At 70.9% G+C, this 15,251-nt stretch carries 15 protein-coding genes; 14 read left to right on the plus strand and 1 reads right to left on the minus strand.

Translation table 11 applies throughout. The features are described 5' to 3' along the window. Nucleotides 1–90: 90 nt before the first annotated feature. Nucleotides 91–2,286: an elongation factor G-like protein EF-G2 gene (locus ACFZDC_RS28785; RefSeq protein WP_391328513.1), complete on the minus strand. Its 2,196-nt coding sequence runs from the start codon at nucleotides 2,284–2,286 to the stop codon at nucleotides 91–93. Between the two features lie 365 nt (nucleotides 2,287–2,651). Between ACFZDC_RS28785 and pgsA the strand changes: the two genes are divergently transcribed. The 14 genes from pgsA (at nucleotide 2,652) to ACFZDC_RS28855 (ending at nucleotide 15,155) form a co-directional block, all read left to right on the plus strand. Next, a complete protein-coding gene (pgsA, locus tag ACFZDC_RS28790; RefSeq protein WP_391328778.1) occupies nucleotides 2,652–3,392 on the plus strand; it encodes a phosphatidylinositol phosphate synthase in 741 nt (246 codons plus the stop codon). Further along, entirely contained in the window at nucleotides 3,389–4,297 is a 909-nt protein-coding gene (locus ACFZDC_RS28795; RefSeq protein WP_391328514.1) for a phosphatidylinositol mannoside acyltransferase, read from the plus strand. The genes pgsA and ACFZDC_RS28795 overlap by 4 nt, the downstream gene beginning before the upstream one ends. After that, a complete protein-coding gene (locus ACFZDC_RS28800) occupies nucleotides 4,294–5,454 on the plus strand; it encodes a glycosyltransferase (protein WP_391328517.1) in 1,161 nt (386 codons plus the stop codon). The genes ACFZDC_RS28795 and ACFZDC_RS28800 overlap by 4 nt, the downstream gene beginning before the upstream one ends. A 48-nt stretch (nucleotides 5,455–5,502) precedes the next feature. Beyond that, nucleotides 5,503–6,045 (plus strand): hypothetical protein, encoded by a 543-nt coding sequence (locus ACFZDC_RS28805; RefSeq protein WP_391328519.1) that lies wholly within the window; start codon nucleotides 5,503–5,505, stop codon nucleotides 6,043–6,045. A gap of 124 nt (nucleotides 6,046–6,169) precedes the next feature. After that, nucleotides 6,170–7,075, plus strand: coding sequence for a pyridoxal 5'-phosphate synthase lyase subunit PdxS (gene pdxS, locus ACFZDC_RS28810; RefSeq protein WP_225821966.1), 906 nt, complete (start codon nucleotides 6,170–6,172; stop codon nucleotides 7,073–7,075). A 13-nt stretch (nucleotides 7,076–7,088) separates the two neighbouring features. After that, a complete protein-coding gene (gene pdxT / locus ACFZDC_RS28815) occupies nucleotides 7,089–7,694 on the plus strand; it encodes a pyridoxal 5'-phosphate synthase glutaminase subunit PdxT (protein WP_391328521.1) in 606 nt (201 codons plus the stop codon). A 48-nt stretch (nucleotides 7,695–7,742) separates the two neighbouring features. After that, nucleotides 7,743–8,495, plus strand: a complete 753-nt coding sequence (locus ACFZDC_RS28820) for a YebC/PmpR family DNA-binding transcriptional regulator (protein ID WP_391328523.1) — start codon at nucleotides 7,743–7,745, stop codon at nucleotides 8,493–8,495. 160 nt (nucleotides 8,496–8,655) lie between these two features. Next, on the plus strand, nucleotides 8,656–9,195 hold the full coding sequence (ruvC, locus tag ACFZDC_RS28825; RefSeq protein WP_391328524.1) for a crossover junction endodeoxyribonuclease RuvC: 540 nt from the start codon (nucleotides 8,656–8,658) through the stop codon (nucleotides 9,193–9,195). Next, nucleotides 9,192–9,797 carry a Holliday junction branch migration protein RuvA gene (gene ruvA, locus ACFZDC_RS28830; protein ID WP_391328526.1) on the plus strand — a complete coding sequence of 202 codons (606 nt, stop codon included), beginning with the start codon at nucleotides 9,192–9,194 and terminating at the stop codon, nucleotides 9,795–9,797. The genes ruvC and ruvA overlap by 4 nt, the downstream gene beginning before the upstream one ends. A 25-nt stretch (nucleotides 9,798–9,822) precedes the next feature. Then, nucleotides 9,823–10,893: a Holliday junction branch migration DNA helicase RuvB gene (gene ruvB / locus ACFZDC_RS28835; RefSeq protein WP_391328528.1), complete on the plus strand. Its 1,071-nt coding sequence runs from the start codon at nucleotides 9,823–9,825 to the stop codon at nucleotides 10,891–10,893. Between the two features lie 176 nt (nucleotides 10,894–11,069). Beyond that, on the plus strand, nucleotides 11,070–11,579 hold the full coding sequence (yajC, locus tag ACFZDC_RS28840; RefSeq protein ID WP_391328530.1) for a preprotein translocase subunit YajC: 510 nt from the start codon (nucleotides 11,070–11,072) through the stop codon (nucleotides 11,577–11,579). Between the two features lie 142 nt (nucleotides 11,580–11,721). Continuing rightward, nucleotides 11,722–13,500 carry a protein translocase subunit SecD gene (gene secD / locus ACFZDC_RS28845; protein WP_391328532.1) on the plus strand — a complete coding sequence of 593 codons (1,779 nt, stop codon included), beginning with the start codon at nucleotides 11,722–11,724 and terminating at the stop codon, nucleotides 13,498–13,500. A gap of 3 nt (nucleotides 13,501–13,503) precedes the next feature. Next, nucleotides 13,504–14,610: a protein translocase subunit SecF gene (gene secF / locus ACFZDC_RS28850; protein ID WP_391328534.1), complete on the plus strand. Its 1,107-nt coding sequence runs from the start codon at nucleotides 13,504–13,506 to the stop codon at nucleotides 14,608–14,610. Further along, nucleotides 14,607–15,155, plus strand: coding sequence for an adenine phosphoribosyltransferase (locus ACFZDC_RS28855; RefSeq protein ID WP_391328536.1), 549 nt, complete (start codon nucleotides 14,607–14,609; stop codon nucleotides 15,153–15,155). Before secF ends, ACFZDC_RS28855 begins: the two co-directional genes overlap by 4 nt. Nucleotides 15,156–15,251: the final 96 nt, after the last annotated feature.

Raw genomic sequence — 15,251 nt, forward strand, 5'->3', positions numbered from 1 at the left:
CGCCGCGATCTGGCACAACTTCCAGACCGGGCAGGCGGTCAGCCGATCACTGACCGCCTATGACCACTGACCGTATTCGGAAAGACTCGTCTAGGACTCTCCCGCCTGTTCGCGGATCCGCTCGGCGATCTGCGGTGGCATCGGCTCGTGCCGCGCGTACGCCCGGTCGAAGCGGGCGGTGCCGTGCGACAGGGAGCGCAGGTCGATCGCGTACCGGCCGATCTCGAACTCGGGCACCTCCGCGCGGACCAGGGTGCGTCCGGAGCCCACCTGTTCGGTGCCGAGCACCCGGCCGCGCCGACTGGACAGGTCGCTCATCACCGAGCCCACGTAGCCGTCGGCTACCAGCACCGTCACCTCGGCCACCGGCTCCAGCAGATGGATCCGGGTCTCGGCCGCGGCCTCACGCAGTGCCAGCGCGCCCGCCGTCTGGAAGGCGGCGTCGGAGGAGTCCACCGAGTGCGCCTTGCCGTCCAGCAGCGTGACGCGCACGTCCACCAGCGGATAGCCGGCGGCCACTCCCTTGGCGGCCTGCGCCCGCACCCCCTTCTCCACGGAGGGGATGAACTGGCGCGGTACGGCGCCGCCGACCACCTTGTCCACGAACTCGATGCCCGAGCCGCCCGGAAGCGGCTCCACCTCGATCTCGCAGATGGCGTACTGGCCGTGCCCGCCGGACTGCTTGACGTGCCGGCCGCGCCCGGCGGCCTTCGTCGCGAACGTCTCCCGGAGGGAGACCTTGTGCGCGACGACGTCGACCTGGACGCCGTACCGGCTGCGCAGCCGCTCCAGGGCGACGTCCGCGTGGGCCTCGCCCAGGCACCACACGACCACCTGGTGCGTGTCCTGGTTCTGCTCCAGGCGCATCGTCGGGTCCTCGGCGACCAGGCGGGACAAACCCTGCGAGAGCTTGTCCTCGTCCGCCTTGCTGTGCGCCTGGATGGCGAGCGGCAGCAGTGGGTCGGGCATCTGCCAGGGCTCCATGAGGAGCGGGTCGTCCTTGGCCGAGAGCGTGTCCCCGGTCTCGGCTCGGCCGAGCTTGGCCACCGACACCAGGTCGCCCGCGACGGCGTGCGTCACCGGGCGCTGCTGCTTGCCGAAGGACATGGACAGGGCACCGATCTTCTCGTCGACGTCGTGGTCCTCGTGCCCCCGGTCGGCCAGGCCGTGCCCGGAGACGTGCACCGTCTCGTCGGGGCGCAGGCTGCCGGAGAACACGCGGACCAGGGAGACGCGGCCGACGTACGGGTCGGAGGAGGTCTTCACGACCTCGGCGACCAGCGGGCCGTCCGGGTCGCACGCCTTCAGCTCGCGCGGCTTGCCGTCGATCGTGGTGACCCCGGGCATGGGGTGCTCGAACGGGGTCGGGAAGCCGCCGGTGATCAGTTCCAGCAGCTCGACGGTGCCGAGGCCCTGCCTGGCGCCGTCGGCGGCGGGGGCGGCCGCGAGGACGGGGAAGAAGGTGCCGCGCGCGACGGCTCGCTCCAGGTCGTCGACGAGCGTCTTGACGTCGATCTGTTCGCCGCCCAGGTAGCGGTCCATGAGGGTCTCGTCCTCGCTCTCGGCGATGATCCCCTCGATGAGCCGGTTGCGGGCCTCCTCGATGTCCGGCAGCTGGTCCTCGCCGGGCTCGGACTCCTTGCGCTCCCCGGTCGAGTAGTCGAACAGCTTCTGCGACAGCAGCCCGACCAGCCCGGTCACGGGCGCGTGCCCGTCGGGGCCCTCCGGCCCGCGCAACGGCAGGTACAGCGGCAGCACGGCGTCGGGGTCGTCGGCGCCGAAGGCCTCCGCGCACACCCGGGTCATCTCCTCGAAGTTGGCGCGGGCGGCCTCCAGGTGGGTGATCACGATCGCCCGGGGCATGCCGACGGCCTGGCACTCCTCCCAGACCATGCGGGTGGAGCCGTCCACCCCGTCCGAGGCCGAGACGACGAAGAGGGCCGCGTCCGCGGCGCGCAGACCGGCCCTCAGCTCCCCGACGAAGTCGGCGTACCCGGGGGTGTCGAGGATGTTGATCTTGATGCCGTCCCATTCGACCGGCACCAGGGAGAGCTGTACCGAGCGTTGTTGCCGGTGCTCGATGTCGTCGTAGTCGGAGACGGTGCCGCCGTCCTCCACGCGGCCCGCCCGGTTCACCGCCCCCGCGGTCAGCGCGAGGGCCTCCACCAGAGTCGTCTTGCCCGACCCGGAGTGGCCGACCAGCACCACGTTCCGTACGGACGTGGGGTGGTCGGCCGTCAGAGCCCTGCCGGCGGCCCCAGGGTGTGTTTGCGCCTTGTCGCCCATGATCCTGCCTCCCGTGGACGGTGAGGTCACTGTGGGCGCGGACACGCGGCACCGCGTGCACTGGCGGCTCCGGCGACGCCCGCGGTCCTTCGAGCTTTCCACTCCCGTCACGCTGCGTCCATACGAAGGACCATGAAGGGCTCCTGAGGACTACGAAGGACCACAACGACTGCGAAGGTCCACAACGACTGCGAAGGGCTGCGTAACTGCGAAGGGCTGCGTGAGGACCGCGAAGGAGCGCCAAGGACGGAACGGGCACCGCGGGACGCCGATCGCGCCACGCGTGCGCCCGGCGTGCCGGTGTGCACCGGATCGTGGCACGGCTGCGGGTGCCCGCCCGTCACGCACACGCACGCGTGGCTACGATGGGCCAGCCGGTGGCCATCAGGGCCGCGGCGACACCGACCGTCGGGAAGGCCATGCTGAACAAGTACGCGCGTGCATTTTTCACGCGTGTCCTCACGCCGTTCGCCGCGTTTCTCATCCGCCGGGGCGTCAGCCCCGACACGGTCACGCTCGTCGGCACGGCCGGTGTGGTCGCGGGCGCGCTGGTCTTCTACCCCAGGGGCGAGTTCTTCTGGGGCACGATCATGATCACCCTGTTCGTCTTCTCCGACCTGGTCGACGGGAACATGGCCCGCCAGTTGGGCCGCTCCAGCCGCTGGGGCGCCTTCCTGGACTCCACGCTGGACCGGGTCGCCGACGGCGCGATCTTCGGCGGCTTCGCGCTGTGGTACGCGGGCAACGGCGACGACAACGTCCTGTGCGCCGTCTCGATCTTCTGTCTGGCGAGCGGCCAGGTGGTGTCGTACACCAAGGCACGCGGCGAGTCGATCGGGCTTCCGGTGGCCGTCAACGGGCTCGTCGAACGCGCCGAGCGGCTGGTGATCTCGCTGGTCGCGGCCGGTTTGGCGGGCCTGCACAAGTTCGGCGTGCCCGGCATCCAGTGGCTGCTGCCGATCGCCCTGTGGATCGTCGCCGTGGGCAGCCTCGTCACGCTGATCCAGCGGGTCGTCACCGTTCGCCGCGAGTCCGCCGAGGCCGAGGCCGAGGCCGCGGCCGCGGCCGCGCCGAACACGTCCCAGGGGAGTGAGGCGGCGAAGTGAGCACCGCCGACCGGCTCAGCGACGCGCTGTACGGGCTCGGCTGGAGCACCGTCAAGAAGCTCCCCGAACCCGCCGCCGTCCGTCTCGGCCGGACCATCGCCGACCTCGCCTGGAAGCGGCGCGGCAAGGGCGTGCAGCGCCTCGAGGCGAACTACGCGCGCGTGGTGCCCGGCGCCGGTCCCGAGCGCCTGGCCGAACTCTCCCGCGCGGGCATGCGCTCGTACCTGCGCTACTGGATGGAGTCGTTCCGGCTCCCGGCCTGGAGCGCCGAGCGCGTGCGGACGGGCTTCGACGCCAAGGACATCCACCGCCTGACCGACGCCCTGGCCTCCGGCCAGGGCGTGGTCCTCGCGCTGCCGCACCTGGCCAACTGGGACCTGGCCGGCGCCTGGGTCACCACCAAGCTCCACACGCCGTTCACCACGGTCGCCGAACGCCTCAAGCCCGAGACGCTGTACGACCGCTTCGTCGCCTACCGTGAGGGCCTCGGCATGGAGGTCCTGCCGCACAGCGGCGGCTCCGCCTTCGGCACCCTGGCCCGGCGGCTGCGCGACGGCGGCCTGGTCTGCCTGGTCGCCGACCGCGACCTGTCCGCCTCCGGCGTCGAGGTCGACTTCTTCGGCGAGCGGGCCCGGATGCCCGCCGGCCCCGCCCTCCTCGCCCAGCAGACGGGCGCCCTGCTGCTGCCCGTCACGCTCTGGTACGACGACTCGCCCGTCATGAAGGGACAGGTGCATCCGCCGATCGAGGTCCCCGAGTCAGGCACCCGGGCCGAGAAGACGTCTGTCATGACACAGGCGCTGGCCGACGCCTTCGCCACCGGGATCGCCGACCATCCGGAGGACTGGCACATGCTCCAGCGCTTGTGGCTCTCCGACCTCGACCCCGCGAAGGGACCCTCGTGAGAATCGGGATCGTCTGCCCGTACTCCTGGGACGTGCCCGGTGGCGTCCAGTTCCACATCCGCGACCTCGCCGAGTACTTCATCCGCCTCGGCCACGAGGTCTCCGTCCTCGCGCCCGCCGACGACGACACCCCGCTGCCGGCGTACGTCGTCTCGGCCGGCCGCGCGGTGCCGGTGCCGTACAACGGCTCGGTGGCCCGCCTCAACTTCGGCTTCCTGTCGGCCGCGCGGGTGCGGCGCTGGCTGCACGACGGCGAGTTCGACGTGGTCCACATCCACGAGCCCACGTCACCCTCGCTGGGCCTGCTGACCTGCTGGGCGGCCTCGGGTCCGATCGTGGCCACCTTCCACACCTCCAACCCGCGCTCGCGCGCCATGATCGCCGCGTACGCGATCCTGCAGGCCGCGCTGGAGAAGATCAGCGCACGGATAGCGGTCAGCGAGTACGCCCGGCGCACCCTGGTCGAGCATCTGGGCGGCGACGCGGTGGTCATCCCCAACGGGGTCGACGTCGACTTCTTCGCGAAGGCCGAGCCGAGGCCGGAGTGGCAGGGTGACACGCTCGGCTTCATCGGCCGTATCGACGAGTCCCGCAAGGGCCTGCCGGTGCTGATGAAGGCCCTCCCGAAGATCCTCGCCGACCGTCCGCAGACACGCCTGCTGATCGCGGGACGGGGCGACGAGGAGGCGGCCGTCGAGGACCTGCCGAAGGAGCTGCGCTCCCGCGTCGAGTTCCTCGGCATGATCAGCGACGAGGACAAGGCGCGCTTCCTGTGCAGCGTCGACCTGTACATCGCGCCCAACACCGGCGGCGAGAGCTTCGGCATCGTCCTGGTCGAGGCGATGTCGGCGGGCGCTCCTGTCCTCGCCTCCGACCTGGACGCCTTCGTCCAGGTCCTCGACCAGGGTGCGGCCGGCGAGGTCTTCGCCAACGAGGACGCGGACGCACTGGCGGAGGCGGCCGTACGCCTGCTGGCGGACCCGGCCCGGCGGGCCGAACTGCGGGAGCGGGGGAGCGCCCACGTCCGTCGCTTCGACTGGTCGACCGTCGGCGCGGACATCCTGTCGGTGTACGAGACGGTCACGACCGGTACGGCGGCGGTGGCAACGGACGAGAGATCGGGGCTGCGGGCGCGGTTCGGGCTGGCGCGGGACTGACCCGGTACGGGGATTCCGGCGGGTTCGGGCCCCCGATAACCTTCGCCCGTGACCGCAACCCTCATCTGGATCCTCGTCGCGCTGGTCGCCATCGGCCTGTACCTGAGCTGGACGGCCGGGCGGCTGGACCGGCTGCACGTGCGGATGGACGCCGCCCGGGCCGCGCTGGACGCTCAGCTGCTGCGCCGGGCCTCCGTGACCCAGGAGCTCGCGACCTCGGGCGTGCTGGACCCCGCCGCCTCGATCCTGCTCTACGAGGCAGCGCACGCAGCCCGGCAGGCCGAGGAGGATCAGCGGGAGGTGGCGGAGAGCGAGCTGAGCCAGGCCCTGCGCGCGGTCTTCGAGGACCCGCAGCAGGTGGAGGCCGTCAGGGAGGCCCCGGGCGGCGAGGAGGCGGCCCGTGAGCTGGCCGAGGCCGTACGCCGGGTCCCGATGGCCCGCCGCTTCCACAACGACGCCGTAGGGGCCGCCCGCAGGCTCCGGGAGCACCGCAAGGTGCGCTGGTTCCGGCTGGCCGGGCACGCCCCGTTCCCGCTGGCCTTCGAGATGGACGACGAGCCCCCCGCGGCCCTGGTGGAGCGGGTCTCCTGACGTCGGCGGGCCTCCGCGGAGCCAAAAGGATCCACCGGCTTCCCATTGGCCCTTGCTGTGGCCTGGTCCACTCGCGTTTCCTCGATGCTGCACAAACTCTCTTTCACCTTCAGCGAGGTCACCCGTGTCCACCATTGAGAACCAGGCTCCCGAGACCGGCACCGCCCGCGTGAAGCGCGGCATGGCCGAGCAGCTCAAGGGCGGCGTGATCATGGACGTCGTCACGCCGGAGCAGGCGAAGATCGCCGAGGACGCGGGCGCCGTCGCCGTCATGGCCCTGGAGCGGGTCCCGGCCGACATCCGCAAGGACGGCGGCGTGGCCCGCATGTCCGACCCGGACATGATCGAGGGCATCATCGACGCCGTCTCCATCCCGGTCATGGCCAAGTCCCGCATCGGCCACTTCGTCGAGGCCCAGGTGCTGCAGTCCCTCGGCGTGGACTACATCGACGAGTCCGAGGTCCTCACCCCGGCCGACGAGGTCAACCACTCCGACAAGTGGTCCTTCACCACTCCGTTCGTGTGCGGTGCCACCAACCTGGGCGAGGCCCTGCGCCGTATCGCCGAGGGCGCCGCGATGATCCGCTCCAAGGGCGAGGCCGGCACCGGCAACGTCGTCGAGGCCGTCCGCCACCTGCGCCAGATCAAGAACGAGATCGCCAGGCTGCGCGGCTTCGACAACCACGAGCTGTACGCCGCCGCCAAGGAGCTGCGCGCCCCGTACGAGCTGGTCAAGGAGGTCGCCGAGCTGGGCAAGCTCCCGGTGGTCCTCTTCTCCGCCGGTGGCGTCGCCACTCCGGCCGACGCCGCCCTGATGCGCCAGCTCGGCGCCGAGGGCGTGTTCGTGGGCTCCGGCATCTTCAAGTCCGGCGACCCGGCCAAGCGCGCCGCCGCCATCGTGAAGGCCACCACCTTCTACGACGACCCGAAGATCATCGCGGACGCCTCCCGCAACCTCGGCGAGGCCATGGTCGGCATCAACTGCGACACCCTTCCCGAGACCGAGCGCTACGCCAACCGCGGCTGGTAAGGCACTGGAACACATGAACACACCCGTCATTGGCGTCCTGGCCCTCCAGGGCGACGTACGGGAGCACCTCATCGCCCTGGCCGCGGCCGACGCCGTGGCCAGGGCGGTGCGGCGCCCCGAGGAGCTCGCCGAGGTCGACGGCCTCGTCATACCCGGCGGCGAGTCCACCACCATCTCCAAGCTGGCCGTCCTCTTCGGAGTGATGGACCCTCTCCGCGCGCGCGTACGCGGTGGCATGCCCGTCTACGGCACCTGCGCCGGCATGATCATGCTCGCCGACAAGATCCTCGACCCGCGCTCGGGCCAGGAGACCATCGGCGGCATCGACATGATCGTGCGCCGCAACGCCTTCGGACGGCAGAACGAGTCGTTCGAGGCAGCGGTCGACGTGCAGGGCGTCAAGGGCGATCCTGTGGAGGGCGTCTTCATCCGCGCCCCCTGGGTCGAGTCCGTGGGCGCCGGGACCGAGGTGCTCGCCGAGCACGACGGCCACATCGTCGCGGTCCGCCAGGGCAACGCGCTCGCCACGTCGTTCCACCCGGAACTGACCGGCGACCACCGCGTGCACTCCCTGTTCGTCGACATGGTGCGCGCCAACCGGACACCGGAGTCCTTGTAGGATCTCTGGAGTCGGTGCAGAGATGGGTTACGCGAAGGAGACAGGCAGATGTCCGGCCACTCTAAATGGGCCACGACGAAGCACAAGAAGGCCGTGATCGACGCCAAGCGCGGCAAGCTCTTCGCGAAGCTGATCAAGAACATCGAGGTCGCCGCGCGCATGGGCGGCGTCGACCTCGAGGGCAACCCGACGCTCTACGACGCCGTCCAGAAGGCCAAGAAGCAGTCCGTCCCGAACAAGAACATCGACTCCGCCATCAAGCGCGGTGGCGGTCTCGAGGCCGGTGGCGCGGACTACGAGACGATCATGTACGAGGGCTACGGTCCCAACGGTGTCGCGGTCCTCATCGAGTGCCTCACCGACAACCGTAACCGCGCCGCTTCCGACGTCCGTGTCGCCATGACCCGCAACGGCGGCTCCATGGCCGACCCGGGCTCCGTGTCGTACATGTTCAGCCGCAAGGGCGTCGTCATCGTCCCCAAGGGCGAGCTGTCCGAGGACGACGTGCTCGGCGCGGTCCTGGACGCCGGTGCCGAGGAGGTCAACGACCTCGGCGAGACCTTCGAGGTCATCAGCGAGGCCACCGACCTGGTCGCGGTCCGCACCGCCCTCCAGGAGGCCGGCATCGACTACGACTCCGCCGAGTCCAGCTTCGTCCCCTCCGTCCAGGTCGAGCTGGACGAGGAGGGCGCCAAGAAGATCTTCAAGCTGATCGACGCGCTCGAGGACAGCGACGACGTGCAGAACGTCTTCGCCAACTTCGACGTCAGCGACGAGATCATGGAGAAGGTCGACGCGTAGCGCCGCCGCGGTCTTCGCGGGTTCTCACGGGCCGACGGGACAACCCGTCGGCCCGTCGCCTTGCCGGGCGTCGGTGCGAGGCGCTGTCAGTGGCACCCGATAGCCTGCACGAACTGGGGAACCTCCCAGCGGTGGCTGGGGTGATCGAAGGGAGGGGCGCGTGCGGGTGCTGGGGGTGGACCCCGGACTGACGCGATGCGGTGTCGGCGTCGTCGAAGGGGTCGCGGGCCGACCGCTCACCATGCTCGGGGTGGGGGTCGTACGGACGCCCGTGGACGCCGATCTCAGCCTCCGGCTGCTCGCCGTCGAGCAGGGCATCGAGCAGTGGCTGGACGAGCACCGGCCCGAGTTCGTCACCGTGGAGCGCGTCTTCAGCCAGCACAACGTGCGCACCGTCATGGGCACCGCGCAGGCCAGCGCCGTCGCGATGCTGTGCGCCGCCCGGCGCGGCATCCCGGTCGCCCTGCACACCCCCAGCGAGGTCAAGGCGGCCGTCACCGGCAACGGCCGTGCCGACAAGGCCCAGGTCGGGGCCATGGTCACCCGCCTGCTGCGGCTCAGCGCCCCGCCGAAGCCGGCCGACGCGGCCGACGCCCTCGCCCTCGCCATCTGCCACATCTGGCGCGCCCCCGCCCAGAACCGGCTCCAGCAGGCCGTGGCCCTGCACACCGCCCACGCAACGAAAGGCCGTACGGCATGATCGCCTTCGTCAGCGGCACGGTCGCCGCGCTCGCCCCCGACGCAGCGGTCGTCGAGGTCGGCGGCGTCGGCATGGCCGTCCAGTGCACGCCCAACACGCTGTCCACGCTCCGCATCGGGCAGGCCGCCAAGCTGTATACCTCCCTGGTCGTCCGCGAGGACTCGCTGACCCTGTACGGCTTCGCGGACGACGACGAGCGCCAGACCTTCGAGTTGCTGCAGACCGCGAGTGGAGTCGGCCCCCGCCTCGCCCAGGCGATGCTCGCCGTGCACACCCCGGACGCACTGCGCCGCGCCGTCGCCACCGGTGACGAGAAGGCCCTCACGGCCGTCCCCGGCATCGGCAAGAAGGGCGCGCAGAAGCTGCTCCTCGAGCTGAAGGACCGGCTCGGCGCACCCACCGGCGCCCCCGTGGTCGGCGCCCCGGTCACCCAGGGCTGGCGCGACCAGCTGCACGCGGCCCTCCTCGGCCTCGGCTACGCCACCCGCGAGGCCGAGGAGGCCGTCGCCGCCGTGGCCCCCCAGGCCGAGGCCGCCGGCGGCACACCGCAGGTGGGCGCGCTGCTGAAGGCCGCCCTGCAGACCCTGAACCGAGCCCGCTGACCCCAACCACTGTCGAGGCACATTCATGAACTGGGACGACACGACCGACACCTCCGCCGAGGAGCGGCTCGTCGGTGCGTCCGCCGACCGGGAGGACCAGGCCGTCGAGGCCGCCCTGCGCCCCAAGGACCTCGGCGAGTTCATCGGCCAGGAGAAGGTCCGCGAGCAGCTCGACCTGGTGCTGCGCGCAGCACGCGCGCGGGGGGCCACAGCCGACCACGTGCTGCTCTCCGGCGCCCCCGGCCTGGGCAAGACGACCCTGTCGATGATCATCGCGGCGGAGATGGGCGCCCCCATCCGCATCACCTCCGGCCCCGCCATCCAGCACGCCGGGGACCTCGCGGCGATCCTCTCCTCCCTCCAGGAGGGCGAGGTCCTCTTCCTGGACGAGATCCACCGCATGTCCCGGCCCGCCGAGGAGATGCTGTACATGGCCATGGAGGACTACCGCGTCGACGTCATCGTCGGCAAGGGCCCGGGCGCCACCGCCATCCCCCTCGAACTGCCCCCCTTCACCCTGGTCGGTGCCACGACGCGCGCGGGCCTGCTGCCGCCCCCGCTGCGCGACCGCTTCGGCTTCACCGCGCACATGGAGTTCTACGAGCCCGCCGAGCTGGAGCGGGTCGTGCATCGCTCGGCGCACCTGCTGGACGTCGAGATCGAGGCGGAGGGCGCCGCCGAGATCGCCGGCCGCTCCCGGGGCACGCCGCGTATCGCCAACCGCCTGCTGCGCCGCGTGCGCGACTACGCCCAGGTCAAGGCCGACGGAGTGATCACCCGCGAGATCGCCGGGGCCGCCCTCGCCGTCTACGAGGTCGACGCGCGCGGCCTGGACCGCCTCGACCGGGCCGTCCTGGAGGCGCTGCTGAAGCTGTTCGGCGGCGGTCCGGTCGGTCTGTCGACCCTGGCGGTCGCGGTGGGGGAGGAGCGCGAGACGGTCGAGGAGGTCGCCGAGCCCTTCCTCGTGCGGGAGGGCCTGCTCGCCCGCACTCCGCGGGGCCGGGTCGCCACCCCCGCCGCATGGGCGCATCTCGGCCTGACCCCGCCGCGCTCGTCAGCCGGGGGAAACGGACAACAGGACCTGTTCGGGGCCTGATGGCTTCGTGACGGCGAGGGCATTGGCCGGGGCAGGAACCCAGGTGCCATGCTGAGCGTTGTTCCATGCGCGCGGACTCGCTTAGACTCCGCCGATGCCGTCCTTGTGGGCGGCGCCGACCCACCCCCATCCAACAGGCCGCTCACCGCGCGGTCGCGCGAAGGAAATGCCGTCCCGTGAATGCCTTTACCCTTCTCCCCTTCATTGTGCTCATCGCGGCCATGTTCCTGATGACGCGCTCGGCCAAGAAGAAGCAGCAGCAGGCCGCCAACATGCGGAACGAGATGCAGCCCGGCTCGGGCGTGCGCACGATCGGGGGGATGTACGCGACGGTCAAGGAGGTCAATGAGGACACCGTCCTCCTCGACGCCGGGCCGGGCGTCGATCTCCTCTTCGCCAAGAACGCGATCGGCGCCATCCTCTCGGACGACGAGTACAACCGCATCGTCCACGGCATCGAGCACGACCTGAAGTCCGATGCCGGCATCGTCCCGGACGACGCCTCCTCCCTCACCGAGACCGACACGACGGACGAGCCTGCCGCCGCTGCCGCCGCCTCCGACGACAAGGCCGTCGACCTCGGTAAGAAGGACGCCGCCGCGGACAAGACCGACGCGGCCGACGCCGCCGAGGCCAAGGCGGAGGAAGAGCCGAAGAAGACCGACGGCGACACCGACGCGAAGTAGTCACGTCCCGGGGTGCGCGGCGCGGCAGTGATCGCGCCCCGCGCACCCCGGGCATGTCTGTTTTCCGCACGGGAGCCCGACACCATGTCATGGCCGACCGCGCCGACCGGGCGCGGGGCGGCCCGAGAGGGAGTACGAGAAGGTGGCAGCACCTAAGAAGGGCCGGAGCGCGAGCGCCCAGAGCAAGCCAGGGCGCTCGCTGGCCCTCATTCTGATCGCCATCGTGGCGCTCACCGGAGGGATGTTCGCCTCCGGGCACACCACTCCGCGTCTCGGCATCGACCTCGCCGGTGGCACGAGCATCACGCTCAAGGCGAAGGCCGACCAGGGGGCCGCGATCAACAAGGCCAACATGGACACCGCGGTCGACATCATGAACCGCCGTGTCAACGGCCTGGGCGTCTCCGAGGCGGAGGTGCAGACCCAGGGGACCGACCACATCATCGTGAACATCCCCAAGGGCACCAACTCCAGGGAGGCCCAGCAGCAGGTCGGTACTACCGCCAAGCTGTACTTCCGTCGGGTCCTCGCCAGCGAGCCCAGCGGCGCCGCCGCGCCGAGCCCCTCGCCGAGCGCCTCCTCCAGCGGCAGCGGCTCGCCGAGCCCGTCGAGCAGCGCCTCCGCCAAGCAGAAGGCGTCCTCGCCCTCCACCGCGTCCCCGGCGGCGACGGCCTCCGCCCCCTCGCAGGGCCGCGCGGTCACCGACGCCCTGAAGGCCGACACCACGCCGTCGTCCTCCACCACCCCGGGCGCCACGTCCTCCCCGAGCCCGTCCGCGTCGTCCTCCGGTGGCAGCGCCGACACCAGCAGGCTCCAGGCGCAGTACGCCGCCCTGGACTGCTCCAAGCCCGCCGAACGCGCCAGGGCCGGCACGAGCGCCCAGCCGGGCGAGCCCACCGTGGCCTGCGGTGAGATCGGCAAGGTCTGGTACAAGTATCTGCTCGGCCCGGCCGCCGTGGACGGCACCGAGGTGAAGAAGGCCCAGGCGGTCTTCGACACCCAGGGCGCCTCCGGCTGGCAGGTCCAGATGACCTTCAACTCCAGCGGGACCAAGAAGTTCGCCGACGTCACCTCCGAGCTGGCCAAGAACCAGGAGCCGCAGAACGAGTTCGGCATCGTCCTCGACGGCCAGGTCGTCTCCAGCCCGCGCGTGCAGACGCCCATCACCGGCGGCCAGGCGGAGATCTCCGGCAGCTTCACGCAGCAGGAGGCGCAGAACCTCGGCAACATGCTGTCGTACGGTGCGCTGCCGCTGTCCTTCAAGGAGGAGACCGTCACCACCGTGACCGCCGCGCTCGGCGGTGAGCAGCTGCGTGCCGGCCTGCTCGCCGGCGCCATCGGTCTCGCGCTGGTCGTGATCTACCTGGTGATCTACTACCGCGGTCTGTCGCTCGTCGCGATGGCGTCCCTCGTGGTCTCCGCGATCCTCACCTACGTGATCATGTCGCTGCTCGGCCCGGCCATCGGCTTCGCGCTGAACCTGCCCGCCATCTGCGGTGCCATCGTGGCCATCGGTATCACCGCGGACTCGTTCATCGTGTACTTCGAACGCATCCGGGACGAGATCCGTGAGGGCCGCACCCTGCGCCCCGCCGTCGAGCGGGCCTGGCCGCGCGCCCGGCGCACCATCCTGGTCTCCGACTTCGTGTCGTTCCTCGCCGCCGCCGTGCTGTTCATCGTCACCGTCGGCAAGGTGCAGGGCTTCGCGTTCACGCTCGGCCTGACCACCGTGCTCGACGTGGTCGTCGTCTTCCTCTTCACCAAGCCGCTGATGACGCTGCTGGCCCGCCGGAAGTTCTTCGCGAACGGTCACAAGTGGTCCGGACTCGACCCGAAGAGCCTGGGAGCCAAGCCGCCGCTGCGCCGTACCCGCCGTCCCGCCGGTCCCGCCGCCGGCCCTGTCGACCCGAAGGAGGCGTGAGCGATGTCGAAACTCGGCAACCTCGGTGCCCGACTGCACCGTGGCGAGATCAGCTACGACTTCGTCGGCAAGCGCAAGATCTGGTACGGCGTCTCCATCCTGATCACCATCACGGCCATCCTCGGCCTGTCGGTGCGCGGCCTGAACATGGGCATCGAGTTCCAGGGCGGAGCGGTCTTCACCACGCCGACGAAGATGAGCACGTCGGTGGCCAAGGCGGAGGAGTACGCCAAGGACGCCTCCGGTCACGACGCGATCGTGCAGAAGCTCGGCAACGGCAGCCTGCGCATCCAGATCGCCGGCATCGACACCGACAAGTCCGACCAGATCAAGGACAAGCTGGCCAAGGACCTGAACCTCAACCCGGAGAAGCTGGCCGCCGACCTGGTCGGACCCAGCTGGGGTGAGCAGATCGCCAACAAGGCCTGGGAGGGCCTGGGGATCTTCATGGTGCTCGTGGTGATCTACCTGGCGATCGCCTTCGAGTGGCGCATGGCCGTCGCGGCCCTCGTCGCGCTGATCCACGACATCACCATCACGACCGGTATCTACGCCCTGGTCGGCTTCGAGGTCACGCCCGGCACGGTCATCGGTCTGCTGACCATCCTCGGTTACTCGCTCTACGACACGGTCGTCGTCTTCGACAGCCTCAAGGAGCAGACGAAGGGCATCACCAAGCAGACCCGCTTCACCTACAGCGACATCGCCAACCAGTCGATCAACGGCACGCTGGTGCGCTCCATCAACACCACCGTGGTCGCCCTGCTGCCGGTGGCCGGCCTGCTGTTCATCGGCGGCGGCTTCCTCGGCGCGGGCACGCTGAACGACATCTCGCTGTCGCTGTTCGTCGGCCTCGCGGCCGGTGCGTACTCCTCGATCTTCATCGCCACGCCGCTCGTCGCCGACCTCAAGGAGCGCGAGCCGGCGATGAAGGCCCTCAGGAAGCGGGTCCTGGCCAAGCGCGCCCAGGCCGCCGCCGAGGAGGACCGGGTGGAGACCCGGCCCACCGGTGACGAGCCCGACGACGCCGCTCCCGCCGTGGTGGGTCCGCGCAACCAGCCCGCGTCCCGCAGCCGGGGCCGTGGCCGACCCTCCGGGAAGCGCCGATGACCGACGTCACCGACATCCCGACGCTGCTGCTCAGCCGCATCCGTGACGTGGCGGACTACCCGGAGCCGGGCGTGATGTTCAAGGACATCACCCCGCTGCTCGCGGACCCGGCGGCGTTCGCGGCCCTGACCGACGCGCTGGCCGGGATCGCCGCGAGCACCGGCGCGACCAAGGTCGTCGGTCTGGAGGCCCGGGGCTTCATCCTGGGCGCCCCGGTCGCCGTCCGCGCCGGCCTCGGATTCATCCCGGTCCGCAAGGCGGGCAAGCTGCCCGGGGCGACGCTGCGCCAGGCCTACGACCTGGAGTACGGCTCGGCGGAGATCGAGGTGCACGCGGAGGACCTGACCTCCGGCGACCGTGTGCTGATCGTGGACGACGTGCTGGCGACCGGCGGTACCGCCGAAGCCGCCATCCACCTCATCCAGCGGGCCGGCGCCGAGGTCTCGGGTGTCGCCGTCCTCATGGAGCTGGGCTTCCTCGGCGGCCGTGCCCGCCTGGAGCAGGCGCTCGGCGGGGCGCCGCTGGAGGCGCTCCTCCAGGTGTGACGCAACCGAGCACGCGTGCGGTACGGCCGCCCCGGCACCCCCGGGGCGGCCGTCGCCGTTCCGGCCCAGGACACGTGCCGCACGCCGGGAGAACAT

This window comes from Streptomyces sp. NPDC007905 (assembly GCF_042959345.1).
Taxonomy (GTDB): Bacteria; Actinomycetota; Actinomycetes; order Streptomycetales; family Streptomycetaceae; genus Streptomyces.

What these genes read in the sequence shown, in the direction of transcription:
- pgsA (WP_391328778.1), top strand. Translation starts at nt 2,652, where the DNA reads ATGGGCCAGCCGGTGGCCATCAGGGCCGCGGCGACACCGACCGTCGGG.
- ruvB (WP_391328528.1), top strand. Translation starts at nt 9,823, where the DNA reads ATGAACTGGGACGACACGACCGACACCTCCGCCGAGGAGCGGCTCGTC.
- ACFZDC_RS28820 (WP_391328523.1), top strand. Translation starts at nt 7,743, where the DNA reads ATGTCCGGCCACTCTAAATGGGCCACGACGAAGCACAAGAAGGCCGTG.
- ACFZDC_RS28855 (WP_391328536.1), top strand. Translation starts at nt 14,607, where the DNA reads ATGACCGACGTCACCGACATCCCGACGCTGCTGCTCAGCCGCATCCGT.
- ruvA (WP_391328526.1), top strand. Translation starts at nt 9,192, where the DNA reads ATGATCGCCTTCGTCAGCGGCACGGTCGCCGCGCTCGCCCCCGACGCA.
- ACFZDC_RS28785 (WP_391328513.1), bottom strand. Translation starts at nt 2,286, where the DNA reads ATGGGCGACAAGGCGCAAACACACCCTGGGGCCGCCGGCAGGGCTCTG.
- secF (WP_391328534.1), top strand. Translation starts at nt 13,504, where the DNA reads ATGTCGAAACTCGGCAACCTCGGTGCCCGACTGCACCGTGGCGAGATC.
- pdxT (WP_391328521.1), top strand. Translation starts at nt 7,089, where the DNA reads ATGAACACACCCGTCATTGGCGTCCTGGCCCTCCAGGGCGACGTACGG.